This is a genomic window from Deinococcus frigens DSM 12807 (assembly GCF_000701425.1).
Taxonomy (GTDB): domain Bacteria; phylum Deinococcota; class Deinococci; order Deinococcales; family Deinococcaceae; genus Deinococcus; species Deinococcus frigens.
Genome location: NZ_JNIW01000051.1, coordinates 1 through 26,418, shown reverse-complemented (window position 1 = coordinate 26,418; position 26,418 = coordinate 1). Strand labels below are relative to the sequence as shown.

Genomic DNA, 26,418 nt, shown 5'->3' with positions numbered 1-26,418 from the left:
ACGCGGCTGCTCTGTTTATTGACCCTGGCGTATGTTTGGACCGTTCTGGTCGGCATCGACCAGGAGACGGCCCTTAAAAAACACGGACGGCGCGCTTGGAGTGTCGTGACCCTGGGCCTCCGGTCGCTCGTCCGGGCGTATTCCCGTCAGGTTGGGGCTTCGGTGGACGAACTGCTCCACCTCATTCGACTCTGGACGCCGCGCCAGACGACGGCTGTGGAAAGTGTCGGGTACTGAGGGAATCCGTACTTTTCCTTCTCCCGTTGGTTGGGTTTCGCAGTTATTGCATAACTGATCAACCGGAATCCGTATGAGGGCGTGTGAACTGCTGTGCTGGCGTTCAGACCTTGAGACCGCTTTTCACTTCACTGCCACCCGCCCCTCCAGACGCTTGTAAAAGCCCACCAGTTTCTGCGCCATATCCGGCGTGAAGCGGTTGCCGCCCAGGTGCGGGCCGCTCAGGGACACGAATTGGCTGCTTCCCAGGGCGGCGTGCGGGTACAGGCGTTCGCCGTTGGTCAGGGCCGGAACGGTGCCGTCGCCCAGGCTGGCGGCCACGAACAGCGGCAGGTACGGCGCTCTGAAGGTCTGCATCAGCGGGTCCAGGCCGGGCGGCGGCTCGCTGGGGCTGCCGTAGGCCGCGCTGATCTCCTGGCGGCGGGTGGGCGAGGCGCTCCAGGCCACCCGCAGGTCCGTCCAGGCGTCGATCAGGGCCACGCCGTCCACGCGGTAGGGGCTGCCGGGCAGCGCGCTGCGCAGGGCCATCAGGCCGCCCATGCTCAGGCCCAGGGCGTAGGTGTGCCCGTTCCAGGAAAAGCGCTTGAGGGCTGTGGCGTGGATCTGCCCCACTTCCCTCAGGGCGCTGGGACTGCCCCAGGTCGCCGGGCCGCCGTCACCACTGAGCAGCACGGCAAAATGCGAATCCAGCAGGGCCTCGATCAGCACCTGGAAGGTGGGGCTGTCACGCAGGCGCGCCGCACTCTGGTTGCGCGGATGCGAGACCACCACCAGCGGGCAGGGCAGGTAGGTGCAACTGCCGGGAATCTGGAGCAGCGATTCGCGCCCCGGCTGGCCCAGCGGCAGCCAGTCCACCGGCTGGGCCACAGGAGTGACCGGAACGGGGCTGCGCGGCGGCGTAACAGCCCCGGCAGCAGAGGAAACACTCAGGGCCAGCACCATGATCAAGGAGAGAAGCCGATCCACAACGTCCGAGACTGTAGCGCGCCGGACCTGACGCTGAACTGACAGGCGAGGCTGCCTGCCCATCCGGCCATCCACCCGGATCAGCGCCCGAACATCAGCCTGCTCAGGCGGGTGTCGGCCAGCAGCAGGGCCAGCATGGTGGGCAGGATCAGGGCGGTCAGGAAGTAGCCCAGCATGGTCAGACCAAAGACCAGTGGGTCCCCCCCCGGAGTATGAATGGTTTCCAGCGTTTGCAGGATGGCCGGATGGATCAGGTAGACCTGGAGGCTGAACATCCCGGTGACGCCCAGGGCCACCCGCCATGCCCCGGCGAAGCGTTGCAGACTGTACGCCACGCCCAGCACAGTCAGGGCCATCAGCGTGGTGTAGGCCCAGCTCAGGCTGGAGTAGACGATGGGCACCACCGGCTCGCCGCGCACATAGGCCAGCGCCTGCGGCAGATACAGCGCGTAGGCCGCTGCCGCCCCCGCGATCAGGAATACGCGGTACTTGCGCCACCACGCCGGAAATTCGTCCAGCCGCGCGCCCACCGCTGCGCCCACCGTTACCGGCAGCATGTACCACACCACGGTGCTGGCCGGAAAGGGCAGCCGCAGGTATTCGCGGTTGAGCAGGTAGATTCCCAGTTGCAGCGCCGCGCCGATCAGCAGGGCCAGCGCAATCGGCGGCCTGCGGCGGGCCAGCGGCAACAGCAGCGGAATCACCAGATAGACCTCCAGCGCCACCAGCAGGAAATACAGGTGGTAACTGGCCTTGCCGTATTGCAGGTAGAACAGCCACTTGTCGGGATCGGTCAGGGTCTCGGGGGGCCGCTGCCCGGTCCACACGTACCAGGCGATGTACAGCGCGCTCCACAGCAGGTACGGCCACGCCCCGCGCGTGACCCGCCGGAAGAAATACCGGCCCGGCCTGAAGTTCTTGAGCAGGCTGCGGGTCAGCACCACGGCGGACAGGAACACGAAGGCGGGGACGGCGAAATGCAGCGTGCGGTTGATCAGTTGCAGCACCAAAAAGCTCAGCGTGTCCGGCACCGCGTAGCGCAGCGCCAGCCCGGAGGTGTGGTGGGCCACCACCTCCAGAATGGTGATGCCCCGGAACAGGTCGATGGCGGTCAACTTGTGCGGCACGCCCTGCACCACGGCTGGCTCGGCCTCTGACGGGGGAATCAACCCTTCCGAATCGGCGTCGAATTCAGGGTTTTGCGGCAGGCGCGGCAGGGGCTGCGGCTCCGGCTCGGCAGAGGGAGGAAAGCGGGTCTGGGTCATGAGCAAGTGCGCGTGCGCTGGCCGCAGTCTAAAGGATTGACCGGCAGCGTCGGCGTTTCCGTCTGGCCATCCACAGCGCCCCGCCTCAGATCCGCCCGCGAACCTCGAAGCCCGCGCCGCGCAGAATGCCTGCTGCGGTGGCCACCGCCTCGGCAGATTCCAGCCCCAGCCGCAGCGCGCCGCCCTCCTCGCGGATGGCCAGCACCTCGATGTCCTTGATGTTGACCCCCGCCGCGCCCAGAGTCTGGGTCACGATCCCAATTTGATTGGGTCTATCCGGCACGGCCACCACCAGATCGTATTTCTGCGGCAGCAGGCTGCGGCGCACCACCGGCAGGCTGTCGCGGGTGCGCTTGCCCTCGTGGGCGGCGGCCAGCAGTTCCTCGGGTTCCTCCAGATCGGCCTCCAGGCGGTCTAGCTGATACCGGAAGCGCCTGAGCGCCTCGCGCAGCGCCGCCTTGTTCTCCACCACCATGTCGCGGCTCATGCGCGGGTCGCCGCTGGCCACGCGGGTCAGGTCGCGGAAGCCCCCGGCGGCCAGCAGGCTCAGGCGCTCGTCGCGGGCCACCATATGGGTCAGGGCCAGGCTCGCCAGATACGGCAGGTGGCTGACGGTGGCCACCAGCGCGTCGTGGGCGTCGGGGGGCATGACCACCGGGGCGGCTCCCAGGCCCTCCACCAGCGTGCGGGCGCGGCTCAGGGCGGTCAGCGGCGTCTGATCGGTGGGGGTCAACACCCACACGGCGTTTTCCAGCAGGGCGGCGTTGGCGTGCGTCACCCCGCCGCGCTCGCTGCCCGCCATCGGGTGTCCGGCCACGAAGTTGCGGACCCTGAGCCGTTCCATCTCGGCGGCGATTGCGCCCTTGACGCTGCCCACGTCGGTGACCAGGGCTGCCGGGTTCAGGAAGGGGGCCAGCTCGTTGGCCAGCGGGATCAGGGCGCGCATCGGGGCGGCCAGAATCACCAGATCGGCCTCGCGCAGCCACTCGCCCGCGCCTGAGCGCACCTCGTCCACCAGCCCCAGCGCCTCGGCCTCGCGCAGCACGTCTATACTGGCGTCCAGGCCGATCACGCGGCGCGCCAGAAAGCGCTGGCGCAGGCCCATCGCCACGCTGCCGCCGATCAGTCCCACCCCAGCCACCACCGCCGTCCCGAACAGCGGCGCGGGGGTCACGGGCGCAGGGAAAGGGTCCGGCCCAGTTTTGTCCAGCTCAGGCATGACCGGGAGGCTAGCACGGTGGGGGAGAGGGGGAATTGCAAATAGATAGGCTCCGTCCAGATGACCCCCTCTCCTGCGGAGTCGTCCCAGTCCTCCGTGGGCGGGAAGAGATAAAAGTCGGGCATCCTTGTTTTCTACCAACCCCAAAACTGCCGACGAAGCAGCAACCGAGGGCCGTCGGGCGCGCAGCGGACGGGCCGCACGTCACATCACGAAGCGGGGCGTGTGAGCAGGAACATTGCCGCCCTCTTTCGCCCACAAAGTCCGAGAACTCCTGCCCAGTGCAACGTCTGCTCCCCCTGCCCCTCTGGGGGAGGGGGTTGGGGGGTGGGGCTGCCCGAATGACACCTCAACTCAGAACCTGCCCGCCTTCCACCCCGCCCTCGAAACTCCCTCAACTGCAACTTTCAGCCATGCCCTTTCCAGAGTCTGCTTCTATGCTGCCCGCATGAGCGCCGCCCCTCCTCCCATTATCGAAACCCATGAACTCCGCAAGGTCTACAAAGGCCGCGCGGTGGTGGACGGCCTGAGCCTGCGGGTGCTGCCCGGCGAGGTCTTCGGCTTCCTGGGGCCGAACGGGGCGGGCAAGAGCACCACGGTCAAGATGCTGCTGGGGCTGGTGCTGCCCAGCGGCGGCCAGATGCGCGTGCTGGGCGGCTCTCCCGCCGATCCTGCCGTGCGCGCCCGCCTGGGTTTTTTGCCCGAGCAGTTCCGCTTTCAGACCTGGATGACCGGCGAGGAATTCCTGCATTTTCACGGACGGCTGGCGGGGATGAAGCCAGGTGAGCTGCGCGCCCGCGTTCCACAGGTGCTCAAGACTGTGGGCCTGGGCGGGCGCGGCGGCGAGTCGCTGGGCGGCTACAGCAAGGGCATGCTGCAACGCTGCGGGCTGGCCGGGGCGATCCTGGCGCGGCCCGAACTGGTCTTTCTGGACGAGCCGACCAGCGCCCTGGACCCGATTGGCCGCGTAGAGGTCCGCGAGATCATCGAGGGGCTGCGCGCGGGTGGCGTGGCGGTGTTCCTGAATTCCCACCTGCTTTCAGAGGTAGAACAGGTCTGTGACCGGGTGGCCTTTGTCAAGGAGGGCCGGGTGCTCCAGCAGGGCAGCATGCAGGAGCTGATGGGCGGCGTGATCCCGGTGGGCATCCGGGTGGACGCGGTGAAGCCCGGATTACTGGAAGCATTGGCCGTGCTGGGCGAGGTCCGCCACACCGACACCCAGACCCCCGGACGCGCCGAGATCGAGTTGTGGCTGCAACATGCGGACGCCGTGCCTGCGGTGGCCGACGCCATTCATGCGTGCGGCGCACGGCTGCACGCCCTGACCCCGCGCCGCCCGGACTTGGAAACCATGTTCCTGGAACTGATCGAGGACCGCCCCGCCCCCGCTCTTACCCCGGAGGCCGTCCATGCATAACGCGCTGCTGATCGCCGAACTCTCTCTGCGCGAGGCCGTCCGCAAGCGCTTGGTCAGCGTGCTGCTGATCCTGAGCGTGCTGTTTATCGGCTTTTATCTGTACGGCATCTACCGGCTGGAAATGAATCTGGACCAGCGGGCCGTGGACGCCGGGCTGGACGGGCGCAGCATCACGGGTCTGTCGAACGTGCCAGTCATGTACTCGGCCATGTTCGGCATGTATCTGGTGTATTTCCTGGGCGCGCTGATGTCGGTGCTGTCCACCGTGGGCGCGGTCAGCGGCGACATCGAGAACGGCGTGATGCAGAGCGTGATCGCCCGTCCGATCAGCCGCGCGCAACTGGTGCTGGGACGCTGGATCGGCTTCACGGTGGTGAACGTGGTGTACGTGGCCCTGCTGGGGGCGGCGCTGCTAATCGGCGTGTACGTTATTACCGGCTACCTGCCGCCCTCGCCCGCCCCCGCCCTGGGCCTGATTTTGCTGGCCGTGACCCTGCTGACCGCCCTGACAGTGCTGGGCAGCACGTTGTTCACTACCCTCGCCAACGGGATCGGCGTGTTCGTGCTGTACGGCGCGGGCTTTACCGGGGGTATCCTGAACGCCATCGGCACCTTTGCCGACAGCCCCACCCTGGCCGCCCTGGGCCGCGCCGCCAACATCGTGATGCCCACCAATGCGCTGTGGCTGGGGTCCAGTTACCTGCTTCAGCCGGAGGTGCTGCTGGACATCAGCCGCCGCACACGCGGGGCCAACCCCTTCTTTGGCTCGGACCCGATTGCCCCCGGTCTGGTTCTGTGGGCCGCTGCGCTGGCCGCTTTAGCGGTGGCGGCGGCCATGTGGCGCTTCAGTCGGCGGGATCTGTAGGAGACCCCTCACCCTCTTGCTTCGCAAGGCCCCTCTCCCCAGCGGAGAGGGGTTAAAAAATGCCCTGCTCTTGCCGCCCTGTTCACCGTCCCCGCCCCATCCTTCCCGACCAATAAAATGCCCTCTCCGTGGGAGAGGGTTGGGTGATACGGATTCCGCTTAATTCCTTGACACTTCAGGAAAGCGCCGAAGTGCTAATCCATACACGGAATCCGTAATCTTTTCTTCTAGCTGTCTTGTCCAGAGCAGCGCCCATGAGGACGCCTGGACGCCCGCTCGGATTTCAAGGTCTATGTAAACCTTTCAATCGGAATCCGTATGAGGGGTCTCTTCAGTCTGAGGCTTCCGTCTTCCCCGAAGCTCGCACCCGCGTCAGCACCGGGCGCGGTGCGGCGGGCGGTCCACCCTCGCCCAGTTCGTCGGCACGCTCGGCCATCTGTTGGCGGCGGCGGGCCAACTGGCCGTGCTTGGGGGCGAAAATGAAGGCCAGCAGGAAGAAGAGGCTCTGCACCAGCACGATGCACGCGCCCGTCGCGCCGTCCAGGAAGTAGCTGCCGTAGGTGCCGATGACGGCGGATAGAATGCCGCAGGCCACGGCGATCCACAGCATCTTCGAGAACTTGTCGGTCAGCAGGTAGGCGGTGGCCCCCGGCGTGATCAGCATGGCGACCACCAGAATCACGCCCACGGTTTGCAGCGCCGTCACAATCGTCAGCGCCAGCATGGTCAGGAGCACGTAGTTCAGCACGCCGGTATTCAGGCCGATTGAGCGGGCATGCGTGGGGTCAAACACGTACAGCAGCAGGTCCTTGCGCAGCAGCAGCGTCACGATCAGCGCGATGGTCCCGGCGATCACCGTCTGCCACAGCTCCGAGTCGCCGATGCCCAGCACGTCCCCGAACAGGATGTGGCTCAGGTGGACCTCGCTGGAAATCTTGGAGATCATCACCAGACCCAGCGCGAACAGCGCCGTGAAGACCACCCCGATCACGGTGTCTTCCTTGACCCGCGAGCGCGATTGGATAAAGCCGATGGCGCTGACTGTCACCAGCCCGAAGAAGAATGCGCCAATCACGAAGGGCAGCCCCAGCAGGTACGAGATGACCACGCCGGGCAGGACCGCGTGCGACACGGCGTCGCCCATCAGGGACCAGCCCTTGAGGATCACGAAGCACGACAGCACTGCGCAGACCGTCCCCACCAGGGCGCTGACCAGCAGGGCGCGGGTCATAAAATCGTATTGCAGCGGTTCGAGGAGAAATTCAAGAGTCATGGGCGGACCTCCACCCTTTTGGCGCTGGGTTGGGCGTGCAGCGGCGAGCGGCCCCCGAAGGTGGCGGCCAGATTGTCGGCGGTCAGCACTTCGTCGGTGGGGCCGTACAGCAGCACGGTGCGGTCCGCGATCAACGCCACCTCGTCGCAGAAGGTTTCCAGCGTGCCCAGATCGTGGGTGCTGACCAGCATGGAGCGGCCCTCGCGGCGCAGCTCGCCCATCAGCGCAATGATGGCTTCACTGGTTCCCACGTCCACGCCGCCAAACGGTTCATCCAGCAGCAGGAGGCGGCCTTCCTGCGCCAGCGCGCGAGCCAGAAAGGCGCGTTTGCGTTGCCCGCCGCTCAGCTCCCCGATCTGGCGGTTCATGAAGGCGCTCATGCCCACGCGTTCCAGACTTTCTTCCACCAATGTTTCATCGACGGCGTTGGGGCGGCGCAGCCAGCCCATCTTGCCCTGGCGGCCCATCATAACCACCTCGCGCACACTGACTGGGAAATTCCAGTCGACGTCCTCGCTCTGGGGGACGTAGGCGATCAGCCCGGCCTTCTGCGCGCGGATCACCGGCTGCCCGAAGACCTGCACGGTTCCGCGCAGCGGCGGCAGAAAACCCATAACAGTCTTGAACAGTGTGCTTTTGCCAGAGCCGTTCATGCCCACCAGACCGCAGACACTGCCGCCCTGCACCTGCAAACTGGCCTGTCGTAGCGCCAGCCGCCCGCCGCCGTAGGCCACGCTGACATTGTTCACGTCCAGCGCAATCACCTGTTTATGAGTCATCGGCTCCCCAGACCTTTCAGGATGGTGTCGGTATCTTTTTGCAGCAGAATCAGGTAGGTGGGGACTAGTCCCCGGGCGTCGGTCAGCGAGTCCACGTACAGCACGCCGCCGAACTTCGCCCCGGCTTCCCTCGCCACCTGCGCCATACCGCGCGTCGGCACGGTGCTCTCGCAGAACACGGCGGGAATCTTCTCGGCGCGCACCACGTCGATGACGGACTTGATCTGCCTGGGCGTCCCCTGCCCTTCCTCGGCATTGACCGGCCACAGGTAATGCTCGGACAGGCCATAATCGCGGGTCAGGTAAGAAAAGGCTCCTTCGCAGGTCACCAGCGCCCGCTGATTTTTGGGCAGGCTGGCGAGCTGGGTCTTGAGCTTGGCATCCACCGCACGAATCTGATCGCTGTACTTTTTCGCGTTGGCGTTGAAGGTTCTTACCCCGGCGGGGTCGAGCTTCACGAACGCCTTGCGGATGTTTTCCACGTAGATCAGCGCGTTCTTGGGCGACATCCACGCGTGCGGATTGGGCTTGCCCTTGTACGCGTCCGAGGAGATGCTGACCGGCACGATGCTGTCCGTCAACGTGACGCTGGGAATCTTGCCCAGTTGCCGGGTGAATTTCTCGAACCAGCGTTCCAGATTCAAGCCGTTGTTGAGAATCAAATCCGCGCCTCGCGCATTCACCAGATCGCTGGGGGTGAACTGGTAGCCGTGAATTTCCGCGCCGGGCTTGGTAATCGACACGACGTTCAGGCGGTCCCCCGCCACGTTCTGTGCCATGTCGGACAGGATGGTGAAGGTGGTCAGCACAGTCTTCTTCTCGCCTGTTTGGGCGGCCTGTGCCATGCCTGTTGCGGCAAGTAGGGCGGACAGAGAAAAAATTTGAGCGGTCCTCATCATAATTTTTAGGTTAAGCTAAAAAAGATTGAAAGTCAACTGCTCAAGTCGGATTTAGCCCAGGCTCTTCTGAAATTGAGTTGAACAGAGGTGGGCGAGGACTGGGGATATTTGGCGACGCGTCCCGCGCCCTCGCCAAGAGACAAAGGGGACGACAGAGACGGGGGATTCTGGACAGGCGTGTTCCAAGCTGCGGCTCAGTTCCTCTGCTGAAGGCGGCGGCCCAGACGCTGCAAATCCTCCATGCTCCCGGCGGGCAACAGCGCGTCCAGATGGGGCAGCGCCGCCTTGATGGCCCGCTGCACCGGCTGATAGCCCGGCAGCGCGGCCAGCGGCGAAAGCCAGATCACCCGCCCCGCCCGCGCTTTCAGGTCACGCAGGGCGCGCTCCAGCACCTCCGGCTCGCCGGTGTCCAGCCCGTCGCTCAGAATGAGAACCAGCGTGTCGCGGTTCACCCGCTCGCGTTCCTGGCGGGCCAGTTGCAGCAGGTTCTCGCCGATGCGGGTGCCGCCGCCCCAGGCCTCGCCCAGATCGGGCAGGGTCAGCGGCTGGCCGGGCAGGGCGCGGCGCAGATGCGGGGTCAGGCGGGTCAGCCCGGTGGAAAAGGCGTAGACCTCCACCCGGCGGGTCCGCAGCGACAGCGCCTGAGCAAACCGCAGCAGCAGGCCAGCGTCGCGGCCCATGCTGCGGCTGCCGTCCAGCACCAGCAAAAAGCGCGGCGAACGGCGCGGGCGGCCCAGCCAGCGCAGCAACGCCGGATCGCCTGCGGTGCGGGCGGCGGCGCGCAGGGTGCGGCGGGCGTCTAGCTTTGGCCCCCGCGCCAGCGGTTTCAGGCGTCGGGACCGCCCCAGCTCCACGGCCCGGATCAACGCGCTGGCGGCGCGCAGCAGCTCCCGCAAATCCCCATCCTCGGAGCGGACCTCGCCCCCCGCCCCCGCATTCGGACTGAGGCGGGTCTCAACGGTCTGGAAGTCGCCGCCGGAATCGTCCGCGTCTTCCTTCGATTCGCCCTGCGGCTGGGCTTTCACCGTCGTTAACTCCGGTTCCTCCCCCGGTCCAGGCGGGGCCGGGGCGGGTGCCTGACCCTCGCCTTCCTGCTGTTTCTTGGGCGACGTTTCAGTTTCCTGTTCTGCGCCAGGAGCCTCGGTTTCGGGCAACAGGGGGGGCAGCTCGGGTGGGGGCGGGCTGCCCTCAGCACGGAAAAAGGTGTTGAACTCGTGATCGAAGATGCGGCCCTGTTCCGGCTGGGCGATCAGGACGGCGCGGAGGGCGTCGCGGAGCTGCCTCTTGCTCAGCACGTCCACCATTCCGGCGGCCCGCAGCGCGTCCCCCGCCTCGCCAGGACCCACCAGAAAGCCGTGCCGGGTCCGCAGCCGGATCACGAAGGTGGTGATTTGGGCTGACAGCGCGGCGGGCAGGTGGCCGTTCACCCCGCCTCCGCCCGGCCCGCCACCCCCCGCCCCGCCACACCACGCAAGGTTGGCGCGGCCAGCAACTGGTCCTCGCGCAGCTTCAGCACTGCGCCCAGGGTGGCCTCGATGCTCTCGGCGTCCAGATGGTCGCGGTGCAGGCACAGCAGCGCCGCCGCCCAGTCCAGCGTCTCGGCCACCCCCGGCGGCTTGCCCAGCGGCAGAGCGCGCAGGGCGTGAACGGCGTCGGTGACCTGGCGGGCCAGCGCCGCGTCGATGCCGGGCAAGCGCGCCTGCACGATCTCCAGTTCCTGCCGCGCGGTGGGGTACTCCACCCAGTGGTACAGGCAGCGGCGGCGCAAAGCGTCGCTCAGCTCGCGCGAGCGGTTGCTGGTCAGGATGGTGTGCGGGCGCGTGCGTGCGGGAATGGTTCCCAGTTCTGGCACGGTGATCTGCCACTCGGCCAGCAGCTCCAGCAAAAAGGCCTCGAAGGCGTCGTCGGCGCGGTCGATCTCGTCGATCAGCAGCACCGGGGCCACCTCCTGCTGAATGGCTTGCAGCAGGGGGCGGGCCATTAAAAACCGTTCGCCGTACAGTTCGTCGTCGTCCACCCGGCCCCCGCCGATCTCCGCCGAGCGCAGGTACAGCAGTTGGCGGGCGTAGTTCCACTCGTACAGCGCGGCCTGCGCGTCCAGTCCCTCGTAGCATTGCAACCGGATCAGGCGCGTGCCCAGCGACAGGGCCAGCGTCTTGGCTGCTTCGGTCTTGCCCACGCCCGCCGGACCCTCCAGCAGCAGCGGTTTTTGCAGCGCGGGAACCAGGCGCAGCGCGGTGGCCAGCGCGTCCCCGGCCACGTAACCCTGCGCCCGGAAAGCGGCCTGAAGGGCGGCGGGGTCCATCAGATCGGCGGCGGAGGTCACGCGCCGCCGCCGGATGGGCGCAGCGCGGATCGGACATTCCTGGACATGGCCCAGTATCGCCCATGCCGCCCGCCCTGTTCTGTCTCAAAAGTGCGTCTTAATGTGAGGTCTGGCCCCGGAAGTGAGCCAACGGTCAGGGGGCGGCGTCTAGGCTGCGCCCATGACTCTCCCGCTGCTGCTGTGCGTTCTGAGCGCCCTGGGTGCTGGCCTGCACTTCGGCAAGGGTTTTTCCGAGGCACACTGTCACGGGCAGAATCTGCTGCGCCCCGTGCTGCCCGACTTCATTCTGTCTGCTGTGCTGGTGGCCCTGAGCGTGCGACTGGACCCCATAGAACTGGGGGTGTGGTGGATGGCCGTGGCCACCGCCAGTCTGCTGGGGCTAGTGCTGGGGGCGCTTGTGGTGGCCGTTGCACCTGCGCGGCGTCAGGGTGTCCCCGCAGCCTGATCCGCCGAAGTCGAGCGCGCCGCCCCTGGGTTGCTGGAGAGAGGCGGCGCACTTCTTTGGGCCGACTACTTCACCAGTTCGATGCCCGCCAGCTCGTCTACCGGCAGCCCCCACTCATTCATGGCGGCAATAAAGGGATCGGGGTCAAATTCCTCGACGTTGTACACCCCCGCCTTCTTCCAGGTGCCCGTCAGCATCAGCATCGCGCCGATCATGGCCGGGACGCCGGTGGTGTAGCTGACGCCCTGCGCCTGCACTTCTCTGTACGTCTCGGCGTGGTCGGTGACGTTGTAGACGAAATGCACCTTCTCCTTGCCGCCTTTGCCGATCCCTTTGGCCTGCACGCCGATGCAGGTTTGCCCGGTGTAGTTGGCGGCCAGCGATTCGGGAACGGGCAGCACGGCCTTCAGGAATTCGATGGGCGCGATCTGCTGGCCCCTGAAGTCAATCGGCTCGATGCTGGTCATGCCGATGCCCTCCAGCACGTTCAGGTGCTTGATGTACGCCTCGCCGAAGGTCATCCAGAAGCGCGCGCGCTTGATGGTGGGGAAGTTGATCACCAGCGATTCCAGTTCCTCGTGGTACAGCACGAAGCTGTTGCGGGTGGCGACTTTGGGGTAATAGATGTCCTGGCTGATTTCCAGCGGCGCGGTCTCGATCCACTCGCCGTTTTCCCAGTAGCGCCCGTTGGCCGTGATCTCGCGGATGTTGATCTCGGGGTTGAAGTTGGTGGCAAACGCCTTGCCGTGATCGCCGTTGTTGCAGTCGATGATGTCCAGATAGTGGATTTCCCGGAAGTGGTGCTTGGCATGATGCGCGGTGAAGACCTGCGTCGCGCCGGGATCGAAGCCGCAGCCCAGCAGGGCCATCAGGCCAGCTTTTTCAAAACGTTCGCGGTAGGCCCACTGCCAGGAATACTCGAACTTCGCCACGTCCTTGGGTTCGTAATTGGCGGTATCCAGGTAATGCACGCCGGTTTCCAGGCAGGCGTCCATGATGGTCAGGTCCTGGTAGGGCAGGGCCACGTTGATGACCATTTCCGGGCCAAAGTCGCGGATGACCTGCACCAGTTCCGGCACGTTGTCGGCGTCCACGGTGCCAGTGCTGAATTTCGCCTTGCTGTTAGGCAGGTGCTCGTGAATCTCGGCCACGATGGCGTCGGCCTTGCGGACCGTGCGGGTGGCGATCAGGACTTCGCTGAACACGCTGTCGTTCTGCGCGCACTTCTTGGCGACGACGTTGGCCACGCCCCCTGCTCCGATAATGATGACCTTGCTCATGGGCCGGAGTGTAGCGCGGCGGCAGCTTTACGGGACGGTTGACGGGGCCGCCCGGGATAGGCTGGACGCCAGATGAGCAAGCCCAGATGAGCAAGCGTTCTCGCCCCAAAAAGCAACCCGCTGTGCCAGCCGTCAAGATTGCCGAGCCGCGCGACATCACCCCCGCCGAACGCGGCAAGGCCACCCGCACCTTCTTCTGGATTCTGCTGGCCTTTGCGGTGGGTATCGGCGTGATCGTCGCCACGCTGGCCGTGCAGGGCAAGGCGGCCCGCGACTACGGCCAGCAGGTCATGCGGGCGGTGCAGGCCGCGAAGCCCTCCGAGAACGTCTCGTATTCTGAACAATGTACCGAAGCGCTGCCGGGGCCACTGCCGCGCGGCATCCTGAGCTGCGACGTGACGGTGGACCGGGGCAAGGTGGGCGTGGTGTTGCAGGCCGAGGGGGACAGGCAGTACCGGTTGGGCCAGTAAAAAACTCCGGTGCGCGGAGGCGGCTCATGTTGCCGTCCGCCCCACCCGCCCCTCCCGCCACCGCTGCACGCCCAGCAGCAGCAGCGTCTGAAGGGGAAGGGACCGGGTGTAGAGCCTGGGACTGTTCTCCAGCAGACAGAGGCCCAGAACGGCCAGTTGCGTGGTCAGCCCCAGATTCGCCGCGATTGCCGTGATGGGCAGTGGGGTATAGGCGCGGCGCTGTTCTGAAGAGGGTGAGTCATCTACGGCGGCGTTTAACCGTGCCTCGAACCAGTCGCTCAGCAGATGCTCCTGCGGCGAAAAATAGGCGGCATATACGGCTTTCAAGGCCGCCAGCACGCGCGGATCATCCCCGGCCTGCGCCGCGCGCTCCCGGAACACCTCGCCCCGCGCCGCGCGGTAATCGCGTTCCCACAGGAAATCGGTGGTCAGGATCAGGCTTTGCAGCACGGTCAGCGGCACCCCGGCCCGGCCCGCGATGGCCACGTTCAGCGCCAGATTGACCACCAGATCCATCTCGGTGTCCAGATACCGGCCCGTCTCGGTGGTCCGTCCGGTGGCGCGGGCCAACTGGCCGTCCAGGTTGTCCAGCACGGTCTTGAGTTGCAGCAGCAGCGCGGGTGCGAGGCGGCTCTGCCACCACGGCCCGCCGCGCCGGATCAGCCACGCTGCGTACACGCCCAGCGCCGTGTGGAACAGCACCACATGGATGGGGTTCACGTTCAGCCGGGCCAGCGGGTTCACCAGCTTTTGCGCCAGCGGGCGATAGAAACGTTCGTTCAGCAGTTCGTCGGCAGGCCGTTTCTTGCGGGTCTGCTCCAGAATGGAAGGCCGGTCTTCTGCGCCTATCGCCGTCCCCCGTACTTGGGCGGCCCCTTCTTGACCCCGGCGTAGCGGTTGCGGTCCTTGCGGCGCTGGGCGCTGCTGAGGGTTGATTTGCCGCTCTTGCCCGAAGTGGCCGCCGCGCCAGTTCCACGGCGCGGCACAAAGGAATCCACCAGCAAAAAGCGTGCCATCGGTACGTACAGGATCAGGATAAAGACCAGGCTGCCCCACCAGGTGTTCAGGTACGGGCGCAGCGGCGTCAGCGCCAGCAGGCTGCTCAGCAGCGTGGCGACGGTGGCAAACAGCAGCACGCGGATGACCAGCTTGAGCAGTTTGGTGCGGGTAAAACCGGGATCGGGATCGGGGGTGATCAGCCAGCGCCAGAAATTCATGGGGTCTCCTGAGAGGGCAGCGGGGTGGGATTGAGCCGGGCGGCGAACGCTTCCAGGCCGTCAAATTCAGCCTGTCCCCCTTTCAGGTCCAGCCGCAGCGTGGGCAGGTGCATCCTGGCGGCAATCCGCCCCAGGGCCGCTGCCGTCGCGCCGTCGTGGGCGGGGGCCGCCAGCACCACGCCGCGCACCGCGCTCTTGCCCGCCAGCAGCGAGGCCGCGCCGAACAGTTCGCGCTCGCCCGCCGGAACCCTCGCCGCGTTGTCCATGCGCTCGGCCCGGCGCATCACGTCTCCCTGCGGCAATTCGGGCGAGAAGACGCCGTGCAGGCCCGCCGCCTCCAGTGCGGGGCGCAGGCCGCCCGACAGTTCGGGTTCGGCCAGCAGCACGCGTGGGCCGATCACCGCCACCGTCGCCCGTCCGGCACGCCCCAGCGGGGGAAGGCTCACCCGTGGTTCGGCGGCCAGTGGGCGCACCTGTGCCAGCGCGCCGCGCACCGCGCCCCCGTTCTGCGAGACGCGCAGCCCCACCTCCGCCGCGATCCCCTCCAGATCGGGGCCGCCCCTGTCCGGCACGGCGATCAGCGTGGGCAGCCCGCTGATGCGCCGGGGCAGCAGGTCCGTCAGGGCCTCGCTCCACGCGTCGCCCGACACGGCGGGCCACTGCGCAATCAACACGGCGTCCACCGCCTCCAGCGCCAGAATGCGCCCCAGGGCCAGTTGCACCGTGGTCGGCTCGTCCGGCAGGCTCTGCTGGCCCAGCGCCAGGGCCTCGGCGTCGATCAGCGCAGGCGTCACGGCCTGCACGTCCAGTTCTCTTAAATACGCCGCCCAGTACGCCCGCAGGCGGGAGGCGGGGGAATCTAGCAGTCCAACTCTCATTGTGGACAGTGTACGCGGCGCGGGACCGTGGGGGCGGGGTGCGCCTCGCTATTGCCAGGGGAGTGGAGATTGAATGGAAGTTTCCACGGCTCAAGCCCTCTGCTGCGCGGCCTTGCGAGTCCATTCCTTCGGAGCGCCTCTCCTCAGAAGCGAAGCAAGAAGACGTGGAATGGGGGCGGTCCAGCCGTGTCTTGCGGCCCACCTTGAGGGGTGCTGGTCACGGGGCGGACGGAGGGGTCCAGCCGTGGCCTCACATTCCAGAATCCCGGCGGGACTGGCCCCCCGGCCCCGCCCTACGATTCTGCCCCGGCCTCTGCCTTCACTTTCTCATCGGTTTTTTTCTCGGTGGCCTCTGCGGCTCGCATGACATCCTCTTCCTCGATGTGGCGCTGCTCGTCGTCGTGCTCGAACAGTTCGCGGCGGGCGCGCAGTTTGGCCTCGGGCTGTTGCAGGTCGCTGCCCTGACCGGCGTGGACCCGCTGGAAAAAGACCAGCGCGCCGCCTGCCAGCGCAAAGGCCCCCGCAAAGTACAGCGTGTCCAGGGGGTCTTTCCAGCGCACGAAATGCTCCAGAAAGGTGACGCCCAGAATGACCACGATCACCGAGATAATCTTCTGTTCCAGGTCCGCCAGGCTTTCCACGCCCAGCGCGCTGGTCAGGTTCAGCGGCGAGATGAACAGCGAGTACAGCCCGACGCCGATCAGGTAAAAGACCACCGCCTTGAGCATGGTCGACACGATTTCCAGGAACTCCACCGCCAGGCTGCCGCGCTGACTTTGAATGCCGTTGGTGAAGGTCTCTTGCCACGAGTCGTACAGCGTGGAGAAGGCCAGGACGGTCCCCTGGAGAAAGAGGCTGAACGACACCAGCAGCACGGCCACCACCGCGATCAGCACCACGAAGCGCGTGCGCCCGATGGCGGCGGAAAACCAGTCGGCCTGACGCTGCCTTCGCTGGTGCCGGGCGTCTGACGCGCCCCTCTGTCTTCCTTGCGGTCTGGTGGTGGTCACGCCCCCATGATGCCGTGCGCGGCCCGGTGCGAATGCATGATCTATCCTGCGCCCTGTGCCGCCGGACACTCACGAAACCTTGACCCTGCCGTCCCCGCTGCGCCGCGTGCTGCCCGCCGCCCGCTGGGAGCGCGTGACCGTGGGCGAGAGCGGCGCGGGCATGTGGAAGTCGCAGCGGTTTGTGGTCAAGGTGCAGGTGCGCGGCGGCCTTCAGTTTCCCAGCACCCTGCAACAGGAGCGCGAACGCCTGCGCTATCTCTCCGGGCGCGTTCCGGTGCCGCGCGTGGTGGGCTATGAGGTGGAAGGCGGCCTCGAATACCTGGCCCTGACCCGCGTGCCCGGCCTGGACGCCTCCCACAGTGACGTGCTGTTCCATTCGGACCGGCTGGTGAACCTGCTGGCCCGCGCCCTGCGCGAGTTGCACGCTCTGCCGCTGCGCGAGTGCCCTTTCAACATGTCCCTGAGCGTGGCCCTGGCCCGCGCCCGCGCCCGGGTGGCGGCGGGCGTGGTGGACGAATCGGATTTTGACGGCGAACGCCAGGGCTGCACGGCGGTCAGCGTCTTCAACGAATTGGCCCGCACCCGTCCCGCGCGGGAGGATCTGGTGATCACGCACGGCGACGCCTGCCTGCCCAACTTCATCGTGAACGGCGAATTCATCGACGGCCTGATCGACGTGGGCCGCGCCGGTATCGCGGACCGCCACGCCGATCTGGCCTTAACGCACCGCAGCCTAATCCGCAACCTGAACGCCGACTCCGCCGAACACTTTCTGGATCTCTACGGGCGCGAATTTGTCGATCCGCAGAAGCTGGCGTACTACCGGCTGTTGGACGAGCTGTTCTAGAGCATTTGTCAAAAGAGTTGTCCACTTTTGACCGAACGGGGGGGCAAGCGTCCTCATGGGCGTCTGTCCTGCCCAAGACAGTGAGTGAATTTTGCCGAGTATTGGGGAGAATGGAAGCATCGGGAGTCTCCTGTCCCGATGCTGTAGTTCGGACAAATACTCTAGCGGCCAGTCACCCAGTGTCCCCTCGGAGTGTTTTCTCATTCCGTATCTGGCTGGACGTCGGGATAGCCTTTTTCGCGTTTCCGGCGGGAGGGTGGCGCAGACTGGACATTCGACCGTTTGCCTGCCCTACCTCACGTTGCTGTAGCCGCCCGTGCAGGACGCGCCGCGTTCGGGGGTGGTGGGTCCCTGCTCATACTTGTCCAGAAACGCTTTCAGGCGGGCGTCGTCGGGCTTGTCCACCTTGAGCTGCGCGCCCCAGGCGCTGGCGGCCACGGGCGTGTCCAGGCCCTCGTAGGGGCTGAGCAGCGTGTAGGGGCGGCCATCCACCAGAGTTTTGAGCTGCGCCAGCCCCGCCGCGTCTAGACCAGGGCGGTAGGTGATCCACACTGCGCCGTGTTCCATGCTGTGGACGGCGTATTCCTTGTAAAGCTGCCCATCATAGACGCCGCAGTTCTGCCACAGTGGATTGTGCGCCCCCCCGGCGGGCGGATTCTCGGCGTAGACCAGCGAGCCGCTGCGGTGATCGCCCGCTGCATAGGTAAAGGTCTGGAGGCCCTCGATGCCCGCATTCTTGTTACAGGCCGTCAGGGTGAGGAGCAGGAGGGGCAAAAAGGCGCGTTTCATCGCCGCCCAGCATAACGGGGCCACGTTAAGGTTTTATTCGCCCGCCTCCACCTTCACGCCTGTCGGTGCGGCGTCCAGCGCGAGGCCCGGTGGCCGCCCCCCGCTGAAGCCGCCGCCCAGCAAATCCACCTCCTGCCGGTCCGGCACGATGTCGCCCTTCAGGCCGCGCGCCGACAGTTCGGGCAAAAAGGCGTCCATCACGGGCACCTCGCCGTGGACCAGCCAGACGTGGGGGTTTCCGGCGGTCTCTAGAAAGGCCAGCAGGTCGTCCTGATCGGCGTGGGCCGAGAAGCCGCCGATGGTGTGGACCTGGGCGCGCACGGCGATGTCCTCGCCCATGATCTGCACCGTGTCGGCCCCGGCCACGATCTGCCCGCCCAGGCTGAGCGGCGACTGGTACGACACGATGATCAGGCTGGTGCCCGGCTTCCACAGGTGGTGGCGCAGGTGGTGCTGGATTCGCCCGCCGGTCATCATGCCGTTGCCCGCCAGAATGATCGCCGGACCGTCGTACCTGTTGATGCGCTGCGACTCGTCGCCGGTCAGGACCACATGCAGGGTGCTGGGCGCAAAGGGGTCCCCGCCCGCGCGCAGGGCGTCCCGGACTTCCGGGATCAACTCGTCGCCGAACTCGAAGTAGGCATGGGTGGCGCGGGCAGCCATCGGCGAGTCCAGAAACACCGGAATGCGCGGCACCTCGCCCGAATCCATTAACTGCTTGAGGGTGTGCAAGATGGTCTGCGAGCGCTCGATGGCGAAGCTGGGAATCAGGATCTTGCCGTTGGCGCGCACGCTCTGGCGCAGGGCGTCGCGGAATTCGGCCAGGGTCTCCGGCCAGGCGCGGTGGCTGCGGTTGGCATAGGTGGTCTCGATCACCACCGCGTCGGCGGGCGGCGGGGGCGTGAAGTCCAGTTGCAGGCCGCTCTCGCGGTTGCCCAGATCGCCGCTCATGATCAGCCTTCCGTCATTGCATTCCAGCAGCAGATAGGCGCTGCCCAGGATGTGCCCGGCCCGCCCCGGCGTCACGCGCAGGCCCGCCACCGTGGCCGTCTGCCCGAATTCCAGCACCGGGCGCAGCAGGGCCAGGGCGCGGTGAACGTCCTCCTCGTCGTACAGGGGGGGCAGCACGTCATCCTCACGGCCCTGACGGCGGGCGCGGCGCAGGGCCTGGCGGTAGCCCTCCACCTGCAAGCGGGCCGAGTCCAGCAGCACGGTCTCGGCCAGCGCGGCGGTGGGCGGCGTGCAGTACACCGGTCCCCGGTAACCCCGGTTGACCAGCAGCGGCAACCGTCCCACATGGTCCAGGTGCGCGTGCGTCAGGATCACCGCGTCCAAGTCCGCCGGGTCAAAGGGGTACGTTTGGTGGTTGCGGGCTTCCATGTCTCCGCCGCCCTGGAACAGCCCGCAGTCGATCAACACCCGCCGCCCGCCGTCCAGGGTCAGTAGGTGCATGCTGCCCGTCACTGTACAGGCCGCGCCGAAACTCTGGAGTCGCATGGGGAAGTTTAGAGTATTTGTCCGAATGACCGCACCCGGAAAGGAGATTCCCGACGCTTCCATCCTAACCGTCGGAGCTGTACCAGTCCCAAATCCTTGGCAAAATTCACTCACTTGTTCCTGTCAAAAGTAAGCAGCTCTTTTGACAAATGCTCTCATGGAGCTTGGTCATGGTGAGAGAAGCCGGGGCATCTGCGCCGTCCCGAGCGGTCCGTCTGGTCTGGCACCCATCGTGGTGCGGAGTAGACCGAGTTGACGGGGCCAGCAACCGTGTGCGGCAGCCGCGTGTTCATCAACTTTGGCTTGCCTCCCGCCTGCCATCGCGAGTAACTTGCATGGCATGACCCGAACCGAACCGAGTGATTTTGCCAAGATTGCCGTGGGCGTGGATTTCTCGCCCTCCAGCCAGAACGCGCTGGCGCTGGCCCGCGCCCGCTTTCCCGGCGCACAGATCCGGCTGCTGCACGTCACCGACGCGCGCGTGACCGCCTCACCGGACCTGATGGGCGGCGTGACCCCCGCCGTATTCGACGCCGGACTGCTGAACTCACTGGAAGATTCCGACGCCCGGCGACTGGCGGCCATGATGCAGGACGGCGAGGAAACCGAGCAACTGGTGGGCGACCCCGTGACCGGCATCGTGGAGGCCGCCGAGCGCTGGGGCGCGGACCTGATCGTGGTGGGCACGCACTCGCAGGGCGCGCTGGAGCACTTCTTCATCGGCAGCAGCGCCGAGAAGATCGTGGCCCGCAGCCACATCCCGGTGCTGACCGTGCGCCTGCCGGATGGTCATTCGTGAAGGTCGGCGTCGTTGGCGCGGGGCTGGTGGGGGCCACCGCCGCCTACGCCATGACCCTGCGTGACTCGTGCAGTGAAATTGTGCTGGTCGATCAGGACGGGGACCGGGCGCGCGCCGAGGCCCAGGACATCGCCCACGCCGCCCCCATCAGCCACGGGGCGCGGGTCAGCAGCGGCGATTACGCGGCGCTGGAGGGCAGCAAGCTGGTCCTGATCGCCGCCGGCGCCAACCAGAAACCCGGCGAGGGCCGCACGGAGCTGCTGGAGAAAAACGCCGAGATCTTCCGGCAGGTCATTCCGCAGGTGGCCGAACATGCCCCCGGCGCGGTGCTGCTGATCGCCACCAACCCGGTCGACGCCCTGACCGATCTGACCGTCCATCTGGCCCCCGGACACGCGGTGGTGGGGTCCGGCACGGTGCTGGACAGCGCCCGGTTGCGCTGGCTGATCGCGCAACGCGCCGGGGTGGACGCCACCAACGTCCACGGCTACGTGCTGGGCGAACACGGCGACAGCGAGGTGATCGCCTGGAGCAGCGCCACGGTGGCCGGGCTGCCGGTGGCCGACTTCATGGCGGCGCGCGGGCTGCCCTGGACGCCCGAGATCCGCGTTGAGATCGAAACCGCGACCCGCGACGCCGCCGCCAGCATCATCGGCGGCAAGCGGGCCACCTACTACGGCATCGGCGCGGCGCTGGCCCGCATCGTCGAGCGCGTGCTGGGGGACCGCCGCGCCGTGCTGACCGTCAGCGCGCCCACCCCCGAATACGGCGTCAGCCTCAGCCTGCCGCGCATCGTGGCGGCGGGGGGCATCCAGGCCAGCGTCACGCCCCTGCTGACCGAAGATGAAAGGGCCGCGCTGGAGCGCAGCGCGGCGGTGCTCAGGGGGTCCGTGGAACGCCTGGGCCTGAAGGGTTGAGCGGCGAGGCGTTCGGGTCCGCATCTGGGTCCGGCGTCTCTCCCGGACTGAGCGGCGGCAGCGGGCGGGTGCCGGGGCTGGGAGCCGTGCCGGGTGCCGTTGCCGGGGCCGAATCGGGCGCGTCTCCCTCCTCCACGAATTCCCCGGTGATGGTGCCGCCCTCGGCCTTCACGGCGTAGACCTCGTTCTTGTCCAGGTCATACAGGATCATTCCGGCGCGCAGGGTGTCGCCGCCCTTAATGCTCACGGCGGGCTGCTCCGGCGTGCCGATCAGGCGGGCCAGGTTCGCCGCGTCGTCGTACTCTACCCGCCCCGCCCGGCTGACGCGCCCGCCCTCGCTGTTCAGCACGACGTTGCCCACCAGCGTGGTCTTCTCGTCGTCCACGTTGACCTCGATGCGCTCGCTGCTGCCGGTCAGCGGGTCCTTCTCGTTGGCCCGCTTAAAGGTCACCGGGCCGTCGATGCGGGCGACGCCGTCGGTTTCGTCGTAGACCAGTTTCTGGCCCTGTAACTCGGTCTTGCCCTGGGTCACGAACACCGTGTCGGGGGCGGGCTTGGGGGTGGCCTGAACTTCGCAACGGGTCAGGCGGTCCGTGGCGTCCGGCGGCACCTCGTCTGGATTCAGGAAGCGGGCAGTTCCGGCGCTGGCCTCAACCCGTCCGTCGCTGCCGTCCTCACCGTCCTTGGGCTGCTGCTGGGTGACCACCGCCAACGGCACGCGGATCACGTTCTTGTCGATGATGATCCGCACCCCCCCTGGCCCGGTTTCGCTGAACACCGCTAGATTGGGCGCGTCTTCCGGGTCGTCGTCCTGCGGGCTGCATGTGGCGAAGATGCCGGTGTCGTCGCTGGTCCCCGTCCGCACGATGCGGATGCGGCGTTCCTTGCCGTCCTTGTCGCTCTTGCGGACCAGGTCCAGACTGGCGTTTTCCGCACCCGGCTCCGTTTCCGGCGTGTCGGTCCCATCCGGGGCAGCAGGATCGGCGGCGGGTGCCGGAGGTTGCGGCGTCTGCTGAGGCTGCGTCTGGGTAGGAGGTGCAGCGGGTGCCGCATCCTGAGCCAGCACCCAGACGGGCAGCGCCGCGCCCGATATCAGGGCCAGCGTGACCATTCCTTTTCCCAGCCGCAGACGCCGCATACTGCTCAGCTTACTTCTCGCCGCTCAGCTTGAACTGTTCGACTGGAATCTTGTACGCCGAGTTCAGGGCGCGCACGCGGGCCAGATCGGTGCGCTGTTCCAGGTAACCGCTGGCCGGGGCCTTGACCGTGACCTTGCTCTTGCTGTCCACGCTGACGGCGTTGCCCACCACGTAGGCCACGTTCTTGCGGTCGTCGTAATACACCGCGTTGCCCGTGGTGGTCTGGGTGCCCTGCACCAGCTTGACGCCGCCCGACACATACAGCGTCTTGGTCTTGGTCAGCGCGCGGACCTCCTGCCCAGTGATGGTCAGCTCCTTCTGGTTGCCCTTGGCGGCGCGGGTCAGGCTGGGCGTGCCGGTCAACTGCGCCAGTTCCTTGTCCTCGTCAAAGATCAGCTTGTCGGCCTTGCCGGTCTGGTTGCCGTTGGTCAGGCGCACGTTGCCGGTGCTGGTAGAAACGTTGTTGTCCACATCCAGGCTCATCTGCGAGGCGTTGATGCTGACCTTGTCGCCGTCGGTCTTGTCCTCGGGAACAAAGGTGGCGCTGGGATTGCCGCTCAGAACGCCCCGCCCGGTGGCCTCGCTGTAGGCCAGGGCGCTGCCCGCTGCGCTTAGGCGTCCGCGCTCCACCTGCACGTTGCCGGTGAAGTTGGCGGTGCGTTTGCCCTCGGCGTCCAGCAGCGAGATTCCGCTGGGGGCGGCGAGTGTGGCCTGCGCCGACTCGATCTTCAGGGTGCTGACGGTGGCCTTGACCGGGTTACCGCTGTAGGTCAGTGGGCCGGTGCGAACATTGCCGCGCGCCCCGCCTTGAATCTTGACGATGCGGTTGGTGTTGGTGGCGGTCTGGGCCAGCGCGGTCAGGCTCAGCAGGCCGATCATCAGGGCAATTCGTTTCATCGTGGGACTCCTTGGTTTCGTCTGAAAAAGATGACTCTGAAACTCGTTTCGTCAGGTCTTGCTTTTAGTTCTGGGAACCAGTTTCCCGTCTTTGCAGATCTCTTCAGCCTCCGTATTGATGGTGGTTGAGGAGGTGTCGTTGTCCATGTCGTCAAGATCGAACTGAAAAGACATTCGCAGTTTCTCGGCGTGGGCGTCCATCAGTGGAGACGTGATGTCGGCTACCGGTGCGGTGAAGCCGTACCCCTGCTCGATCTTGACCGGGTTCTCCGGCGTTCCCTTCATCACGATGTCCGCACATTCCTTGACCAGCCTGACGCTGGCCTTAACCGTGGTCATGTCGTCCTGCCCGTCGATGGTCAGGTCCGGCGCGTTCAGCGTGGCGTCCAGCGTCTCGCGGCCCGTCAGCCTGCCGTCCGCGTCCCGTTCCTTGATGATCCGCTTGCCACCGGAAATCCCGGTCAGCCGCGTTTTGTCAGACACAGGATTGCTGCTGACGTTCTGCGCGGCGAAGCTCCAGACCGCGTCCGGGTCGCGCGACGGAAACAGGCGCAGTTCCACGCCCTGCAAGGTGGCGTCCGTCTTCGAGTCTGCCCGGTCTGCGCCCGGCAGGAAGGCGAAGATCAGGGCGAAGACAAGGATCGCCAGCAGCGCGTAGAGGCCCATTTTCTGCACGCGCGCACTCTAGCGCCCGGCCCTCATGAGAGTGGTGGGGCTGGGATGGGTGGGGGGAGGTGCACGGTGGGCAAAACCGGCCCAGGCTGGGGCTGCCCTCCTCATACCGCTTACCCTGTCTCCCATGATCGACACCCACTGCCATCTCGACTACCTCGAAGACCCGGCCTCCGCCCGTGGCGAGCTGGGATTGAGCGTTATGGTCTGCATCGGCGCGAGTCCCGAACACGCCCGCAACGCCGTCGCCCTGGCCGAACAGTTCCCCGACGTGTACGCCACCGTCGGCCTGCACCCCACCGACACCGACGAGGACCGCCCGGACGCGCGGCGCGCGCTGGAGGAACTGGCCGTACATCCGCGCGTGGTGGGCATCGGCGAGAGCGGGCTGGACGACTACTGGGACGACACCAAGCGGGCCGAGCAGCTCAGCGCCTTCGAGTGGCAACTGGAACTGGCGGGGCGGCTGAGCAAGCCGCTGGTGATCCATACCCGCGACAAGGCCGGGCAGGACAGCGCCCACCGGGGCGTGATGGAGATTCTGACCGGGTGGCCGGATGTCCCCGTGATCCTCCACTGCTTCAGCGGCCACCCGGACCTGCTGCGCTTCGGCCTGGAGCGGGGCGAACACACGCACTTCGGCTTCGCGGGCAACACGACTTACAAGAACGCCCATGACATTCACGCCGCCGCCCGCACCCTGCCCCTGGAACGGATGCTGCTGGAAACCGACGCGCCCTTTCTGTCCCCCGTTCCCAGACGCGGCCAGCCCAACCGCCCCGGCTACGTGCGCCATACGCTGGAGTTCATTGCTGGACTGCGCGAGATGCCTGCCGACGTGCTGGAGCGAATGACGGACGCCAATGCTCAGCGGGTGTACGGGCTGGCAGTCGAACCACACCAGACCTCCGGTTGAGATACATCCAATCTGGAGGTATGCTGTCCCCATGAATGCCCGTGAGCGGTTGCGCCTGCTGATTCTGGCCGTGCTGGAGCGTCAGCCCGAACACGGCTATGCCATCGCGCAGGCCATCAAGGCGCGCAGCGACGGCCTGCTCAATGCCCGTGAAGGCACCCTCTACCCGGCCCTGCACGCGCTGGAGGCCGAGGGTCTGGTGGAAAGCCAGGAACACGAGGTCGGCGGGCGGGTGCGCCGCGAGTATCGTCTGACTGGGAAGGGCGGCGGGGCGCTGGCGAAGTCGCGCCAGGCGTGGGAAAAACAGGTCCGGGCGGTTGGCGCGGTGATCGGGGGCGGGGCATGAAGGCGTCCGAATGGCTGGTGCGCGCTACCCAGGACTTGCCCACCGGGGTCACGGCCCGCGTGAAGGCCGACACGCTGGCGCACCTGCACGACGCTGGGGTGGATGAACAGGAGGATGTACGCCCCCTGCTGGGCAGACCGGACGACACGGCGGCAGAGTTGCGGCGGCTGTACCTGACGAACGACGAATGGATAGAACAGCGTACTGGCGGCAAGGACCGCACGGGCTTTAACCTGAGCGAGTGGCTGGTTCTGGGCTTGCCTGCGCTGCTGTGGTTGGTGTTGGAGGTGCTGGAGGCCCGTGCCCCGTTCCACGGTGTCTGGTCTATTCAGGGGCTACTTCTGTTGCTTCTTGTCGTGACGCTGTGGCTGACGCAGCGTTTCCATCCGGTACGCCGCAGAAACTGGCGGCTGTGGATTGCAAGCGTGTGTTTCATGTTCATGCAGTGGCCCGCCGTCACGGAGCTTCTTTTTGGTGGATACGTCTGGCTGGCGCTGGTTACCCTGCTGTTGTGGCTGGTTTACTGCACCAAACTTCAGCTTGGCCGTGATGCCCGCCTCGCCCGCACCCTGGCCCTGGAAGGAGAACAGGCATGAGATCTGCTCTGGACAGTTGGCTGGACTCCGTGACGGGAGTGTTCCCACATGACACCGGTGCCCGCCTGCGGCGTGAGCTGGAGGCCCACGCCGAAGAAACGGTGCAGACACTCCACGCTGAAGGTCATCCGGCTCAGTACCCGACACTTTCCACAGCCGTCGTCTGGCGCGGCGTCCAGAGTCGAATGAGGTGGAGCAGTTCGTCCACCGAAGCCCCAACCTGATGGGAATACGCCCGGACGAGCGACCGGAGGCCCAGGGTCACGACACTCCATGCGCGCCGTCCGTGTTTTTTAAGGGCCGTCTCCTGGTCGATGCCGACCAGAACGGTCCAAACATACGCCAGGGTCAATAAACAGAGCAGCCGCGTCACATGATTGGGAAGCGTCATGTGGGTGTTTTCCAACCGGAAGCCCTTCGTTTTGAGCGCCCTGAACAGGCATTCGATCTTCCAGCG

29 protein-coding genes and 1 pseudogene are annotated in these 26,418 nt (G+C 66.4%); 11 read left to right on the top strand and 19 right to left on the bottom strand.

Annotated features, from left to right (window positions below):
- Positions 1 to 237, top strand: a pseudogene (locus Q322_RS24190) (IS4 family transposase); the annotation flags it as partial.
- A 123-nt stretch (positions 238 to 360) separates the two neighbouring features.
- On the opposite strand, the gene Q322_RS0115240 reads toward Q322_RS24190, so the two are convergent.
- The 3 genes from Q322_RS0115240 to Q322_RS0115230 all read right to left on the bottom strand — a co-directional run bounded on the left by Q322_RS0115240 (position 361) and on the right by Q322_RS0115230 (position 3,687).
- Positions 361 to 1,203: an alpha/beta hydrolase family protein gene (locus tag Q322_RS0115240; protein ID WP_169739087.1), complete on the bottom strand. Its 843-nt coding sequence runs from the start codon at positions 1,201 to 1,203 to the stop codon at positions 361 to 363.
- Positions 1,204 to 1,283: 80 nt separating this feature from the next.
- The gene (locus Q322_RS0115235; RefSeq protein ID WP_084148025.1) at positions 1,284 to 2,468 is read right to left on the bottom strand and encodes an acyltransferase; all 1,185 of its coding nucleotides are present in this window, start codon (positions 2,466 to 2,468) and stop codon (positions 1,284 to 1,286) included.
- 85 nt (positions 2,469 to 2,553) lie between these two features.
- Positions 2,554 to 3,687: a prephenate dehydrogenase gene (locus tag Q322_RS0115230; RefSeq protein ID WP_051668658.1), complete on the bottom strand. Its 1,134-nt coding sequence runs from the start codon at positions 3,685 to 3,687 to the stop codon at positions 2,554 to 2,556.
- A gap of 448 nt (positions 3,688 to 4,135) precedes the next feature.
- Between Q322_RS0115230 and Q322_RS0115225 the strand changes: the two genes are divergently transcribed.
- Both Q322_RS0115225 and Q322_RS0115220 read left to right on the top strand, forming a co-directional pair.
- Positions 4,136 to 5,104 carry an ABC transporter ATP-binding protein gene (locus Q322_RS0115225; protein WP_029478759.1) on the top strand — a complete coding sequence of 323 codons (969 nt, stop codon included), beginning with the start codon at positions 4,136 to 4,138 and terminating at the stop codon, positions 5,102 to 5,104.
- Complete coding sequence (locus Q322_RS0115220) at positions 5,097 to 5,969, top strand: ABC transporter permease (RefSeq protein ID WP_029478758.1); 873 nt, start codon at positions 5,097 to 5,099, stop codon at positions 5,967 to 5,969. Before Q322_RS0115225 ends, Q322_RS0115220 begins: the two co-directional genes overlap by 8 nt.
- A gap of 331 nt (positions 5,970 to 6,300) precedes the next feature.
- On the opposite strand, the gene Q322_RS0115210 is transcribed toward Q322_RS0115220, so the two are convergent.
- From Q322_RS0115210 to Q322_RS0115190, 5 genes are all read right to left on the bottom strand, one after another.
- On the bottom strand, positions 6,301 to 7,242 hold the full coding sequence (locus Q322_RS0115210; protein WP_084148024.1) for a metal ABC transporter permease: 942 nt from the start codon (positions 7,240 to 7,242) through the stop codon (positions 6,301 to 6,303).
- A complete protein-coding gene (locus Q322_RS0115205) occupies positions 7,239 to 8,021 on the bottom strand; it encodes a metal ABC transporter ATP-binding protein (RefSeq protein ID WP_034418749.1) in 783 nt (260 codons plus the stop codon). Before Q322_RS0115205 ends, Q322_RS0115210 begins: the two co-directional genes overlap by 4 nt.
- A complete protein-coding gene (locus Q322_RS0115200; RefSeq protein WP_281173657.1) occupies positions 8,018 to 8,866 on the bottom strand; it encodes a metal ABC transporter substrate-binding protein in 849 nt (282 codons plus the stop codon). Before Q322_RS0115200 ends, Q322_RS0115205 begins: the two co-directional genes overlap by 4 nt.
- Before the next feature lie 248 nt (positions 8,867 to 9,114).
- Entirely contained in the window at positions 9,115 to 10,347 is a 1,233-nt protein-coding gene (locus Q322_RS0115195) for a vWA domain-containing protein (RefSeq protein WP_084148023.1), read from the bottom strand.
- Entirely contained in the window at positions 10,344 to 11,246 is a 903-nt protein-coding gene (locus Q322_RS0115190) for an AAA family ATPase (RefSeq protein WP_245593278.1), read from the bottom strand. The genes Q322_RS0115195 and Q322_RS0115190 overlap by 4 nt, the downstream gene beginning before the upstream one ends.
- Positions 11,247 to 11,406: 160 nt before the next feature.
- On the opposite strand from Q322_RS0115190, the gene Q322_RS0115185 reads away from it, so the two are divergent.
- Positions 11,407 to 11,691, top strand: coding sequence for a hypothetical protein (locus tag Q322_RS0115185; protein WP_029478752.1), 285 nt, complete (start codon positions 11,407 to 11,409; stop codon positions 11,689 to 11,691).
- Positions 11,692 to 11,756: 65 nt separating this feature from the next.
- Here the strand turns inward: Q322_RS0115185 and Q322_RS0115180 are convergent, their stop codons facing one another.
- Positions 11,757 to 12,971: a saccharopine dehydrogenase family protein gene (locus Q322_RS0115180; protein WP_029478751.1), complete on the bottom strand. Its 1,215-nt coding sequence runs from the start codon at positions 12,969 to 12,971 to the stop codon at positions 11,757 to 11,759.
- 86 nt (positions 12,972 to 13,057) lie between these two features.
- Between Q322_RS0115180 and Q322_RS0115175 the strand changes: the two genes are divergently transcribed.
- Entirely contained in the window at positions 13,058 to 13,441 is a 384-nt protein-coding gene (locus Q322_RS0115175) for a hypothetical protein (RefSeq protein ID WP_156953084.1), read from the top strand.
- A gap of 24 nt (positions 13,442 to 13,465) precedes the next feature.
- Here Q322_RS0115175 and Q322_RS0115170 read toward each other — a convergent pair whose 3' ends face one another.
- The 4 genes from Q322_RS0115170 to Q322_RS0115155 form a co-directional block, all read right to left on the bottom strand.
- Positions 13,466 to 14,185 carry a CDP-alcohol phosphatidyltransferase family protein gene (locus Q322_RS0115170; protein WP_245593277.1) on the bottom strand — a complete coding sequence of 240 codons (720 nt, stop codon included), beginning with the start codon at positions 14,183 to 14,185 and terminating at the stop codon, positions 13,466 to 13,468.
- A 101-nt stretch (positions 14,186 to 14,286) separates the two neighbouring features.
- Positions 14,287 to 14,658 (bottom strand): hypothetical protein, encoded by a 372-nt coding sequence (locus Q322_RS0115165; protein ID WP_029478748.1) that lies wholly within the window; start codon positions 14,656 to 14,658, stop codon positions 14,287 to 14,289.
- Complete coding sequence (locus Q322_RS0115160; protein WP_051668657.1) at positions 14,655 to 15,536, bottom strand: hypothetical protein; 882 nt, start codon at positions 15,534 to 15,536, stop codon at positions 14,655 to 14,657. Before Q322_RS0115160 ends, Q322_RS0115165 begins: the two co-directional genes overlap by 4 nt.
- 293 nt (positions 15,537 to 15,829) lie before the next feature.
- Positions 15,830 to 16,453 carry a YqhA family protein gene (locus Q322_RS0115155; protein ID WP_034418754.1) on the bottom strand — a complete coding sequence of 208 codons (624 nt, stop codon included), beginning with the start codon at positions 16,451 to 16,453 and terminating at the stop codon, positions 15,830 to 15,832.
- 148 nt (positions 16,454 to 16,601) lie between these two features.
- Between Q322_RS0115155 and Q322_RS0115150 the strand changes: the two genes are divergently transcribed.
- Complete coding sequence (locus tag Q322_RS0115150) at positions 16,602 to 17,393, top strand: APH(3') family aminoglycoside O-phosphotransferase (RefSeq protein WP_051668656.1); 792 nt, start codon at positions 16,602 to 16,604, stop codon at positions 17,391 to 17,393.
- Between the two features lie 291 nt (positions 17,394 to 17,684).
- Here the strand turns inward: Q322_RS0115150 and Q322_RS0115145 are convergent, their stop codons facing one another.
- Positions 17,685 to 18,182, bottom strand: a complete 498-nt coding sequence (locus tag Q322_RS0115145; RefSeq protein WP_029478744.1) for a thioredoxin-like domain-containing protein — start codon at positions 18,180 to 18,182, stop codon at positions 17,685 to 17,687.
- 33 nt (positions 18,183 to 18,215) lie between these two features.
- On the bottom strand, positions 18,216 to 19,679 hold the full coding sequence (locus Q322_RS0115140; RefSeq protein WP_029478743.1) for an MBL fold metallo-hydrolase RNA specificity domain-containing protein: 1,464 nt from the start codon (positions 19,677 to 19,679) through the stop codon (positions 18,216 to 18,218).
- A gap of 340 nt (positions 19,680 to 20,019) precedes the next feature.
- On the opposite strand from Q322_RS0115140, the gene Q322_RS0115135 reads away from it, so the two are divergent.
- Positions 20,020 to 20,478 carry a universal stress protein gene (locus Q322_RS0115135; RefSeq protein ID WP_034418747.1) on the top strand — a complete coding sequence of 153 codons (459 nt, stop codon included), beginning with the start codon at positions 20,020 to 20,022 and terminating at the stop codon, positions 20,476 to 20,478.
- Positions 20,475 to 21,395, top strand: coding sequence for a lactate/malate family dehydrogenase (locus Q322_RS0115130; protein ID WP_029478741.1), 921 nt, complete (start codon positions 20,475 to 20,477; stop codon positions 21,393 to 21,395). Before Q322_RS0115135 ends, Q322_RS0115130 begins: the two co-directional genes overlap by 4 nt.
- On the opposite strand, the gene Q322_RS0115125 is transcribed toward Q322_RS0115130, so the two are convergent.
- From Q322_RS0115125 to Q322_RS0115115, 3 genes are read right to left on the bottom strand one after another with little or no spacing between them, the layout of a single operon-like run.
- A complete protein-coding gene (locus Q322_RS0115125) occupies positions 21,358 to 22,533 on the bottom strand; it encodes an LptA/OstA family protein (RefSeq protein ID WP_051668654.1) in 1,176 nt (391 codons plus the stop codon). The two genes, Q322_RS0115130 and Q322_RS0115125, sit on opposite strands and share 38 nt — an antisense overlap.
- A gap of 10 nt (positions 22,534 to 22,543) precedes the next feature.
- On the bottom strand, positions 22,544 to 23,431 hold the full coding sequence (locus tag Q322_RS0115120; protein WP_029478739.1) for an LptA/OstA family protein: 888 nt from the start codon (positions 23,429 to 23,431) through the stop codon (positions 22,544 to 22,546).
- 51 nt (positions 23,432 to 23,482) lie between these two features.
- Positions 23,483 to 24,097, bottom strand: coding sequence for a hypothetical protein (locus Q322_RS0115115; RefSeq protein WP_245593279.1), 615 nt, complete (start codon positions 24,095 to 24,097; stop codon positions 23,483 to 23,485).
- A gap of 133 nt (positions 24,098 to 24,230) precedes the next feature.
- Between Q322_RS0115115 and Q322_RS0115110 the strand changes: the two genes are divergently transcribed.
- Genes Q322_RS0115110 through Q322_RS0115100 form a run of 3 tightly spaced genes read left to right on the top strand, consistent with a single transcriptional unit; the run spans position 24,231 to position 25,961 of the window.
- On the top strand, positions 24,231 to 25,019 hold the full coding sequence (locus Q322_RS0115110; protein WP_029478737.1) for a TatD family hydrolase: 789 nt from the start codon (positions 24,231 to 24,233) through the stop codon (positions 25,017 to 25,019).
- Positions 25,020 to 25,050: 31 nt separating this feature from the next.
- On the top strand, positions 25,051 to 25,365 hold the full coding sequence (locus Q322_RS0115105) for a PadR family transcriptional regulator (protein WP_029478736.1): 315 nt from the start codon (positions 25,051 to 25,053) through the stop codon (positions 25,363 to 25,365).
- Complete coding sequence (locus tag Q322_RS0115100; RefSeq protein WP_029478735.1) at positions 25,362 to 25,961, top strand: hypothetical protein; 600 nt, start codon at positions 25,362 to 25,364, stop codon at positions 25,959 to 25,961. The genes Q322_RS0115105 and Q322_RS0115100 overlap by 4 nt, the downstream gene beginning before the upstream one ends.
- A 133-nt stretch (positions 25,962 to 26,094) precedes the next feature.
- On the opposite strand, the gene Q322_RS23480 is transcribed toward Q322_RS0115100, so the two are convergent.
- Positions 26,095 to 26,418 (bottom strand): transposase (locus Q322_RS23480; protein WP_029478734.1); only part of this gene is annotated, 324 nt, incomplete at its 5' end.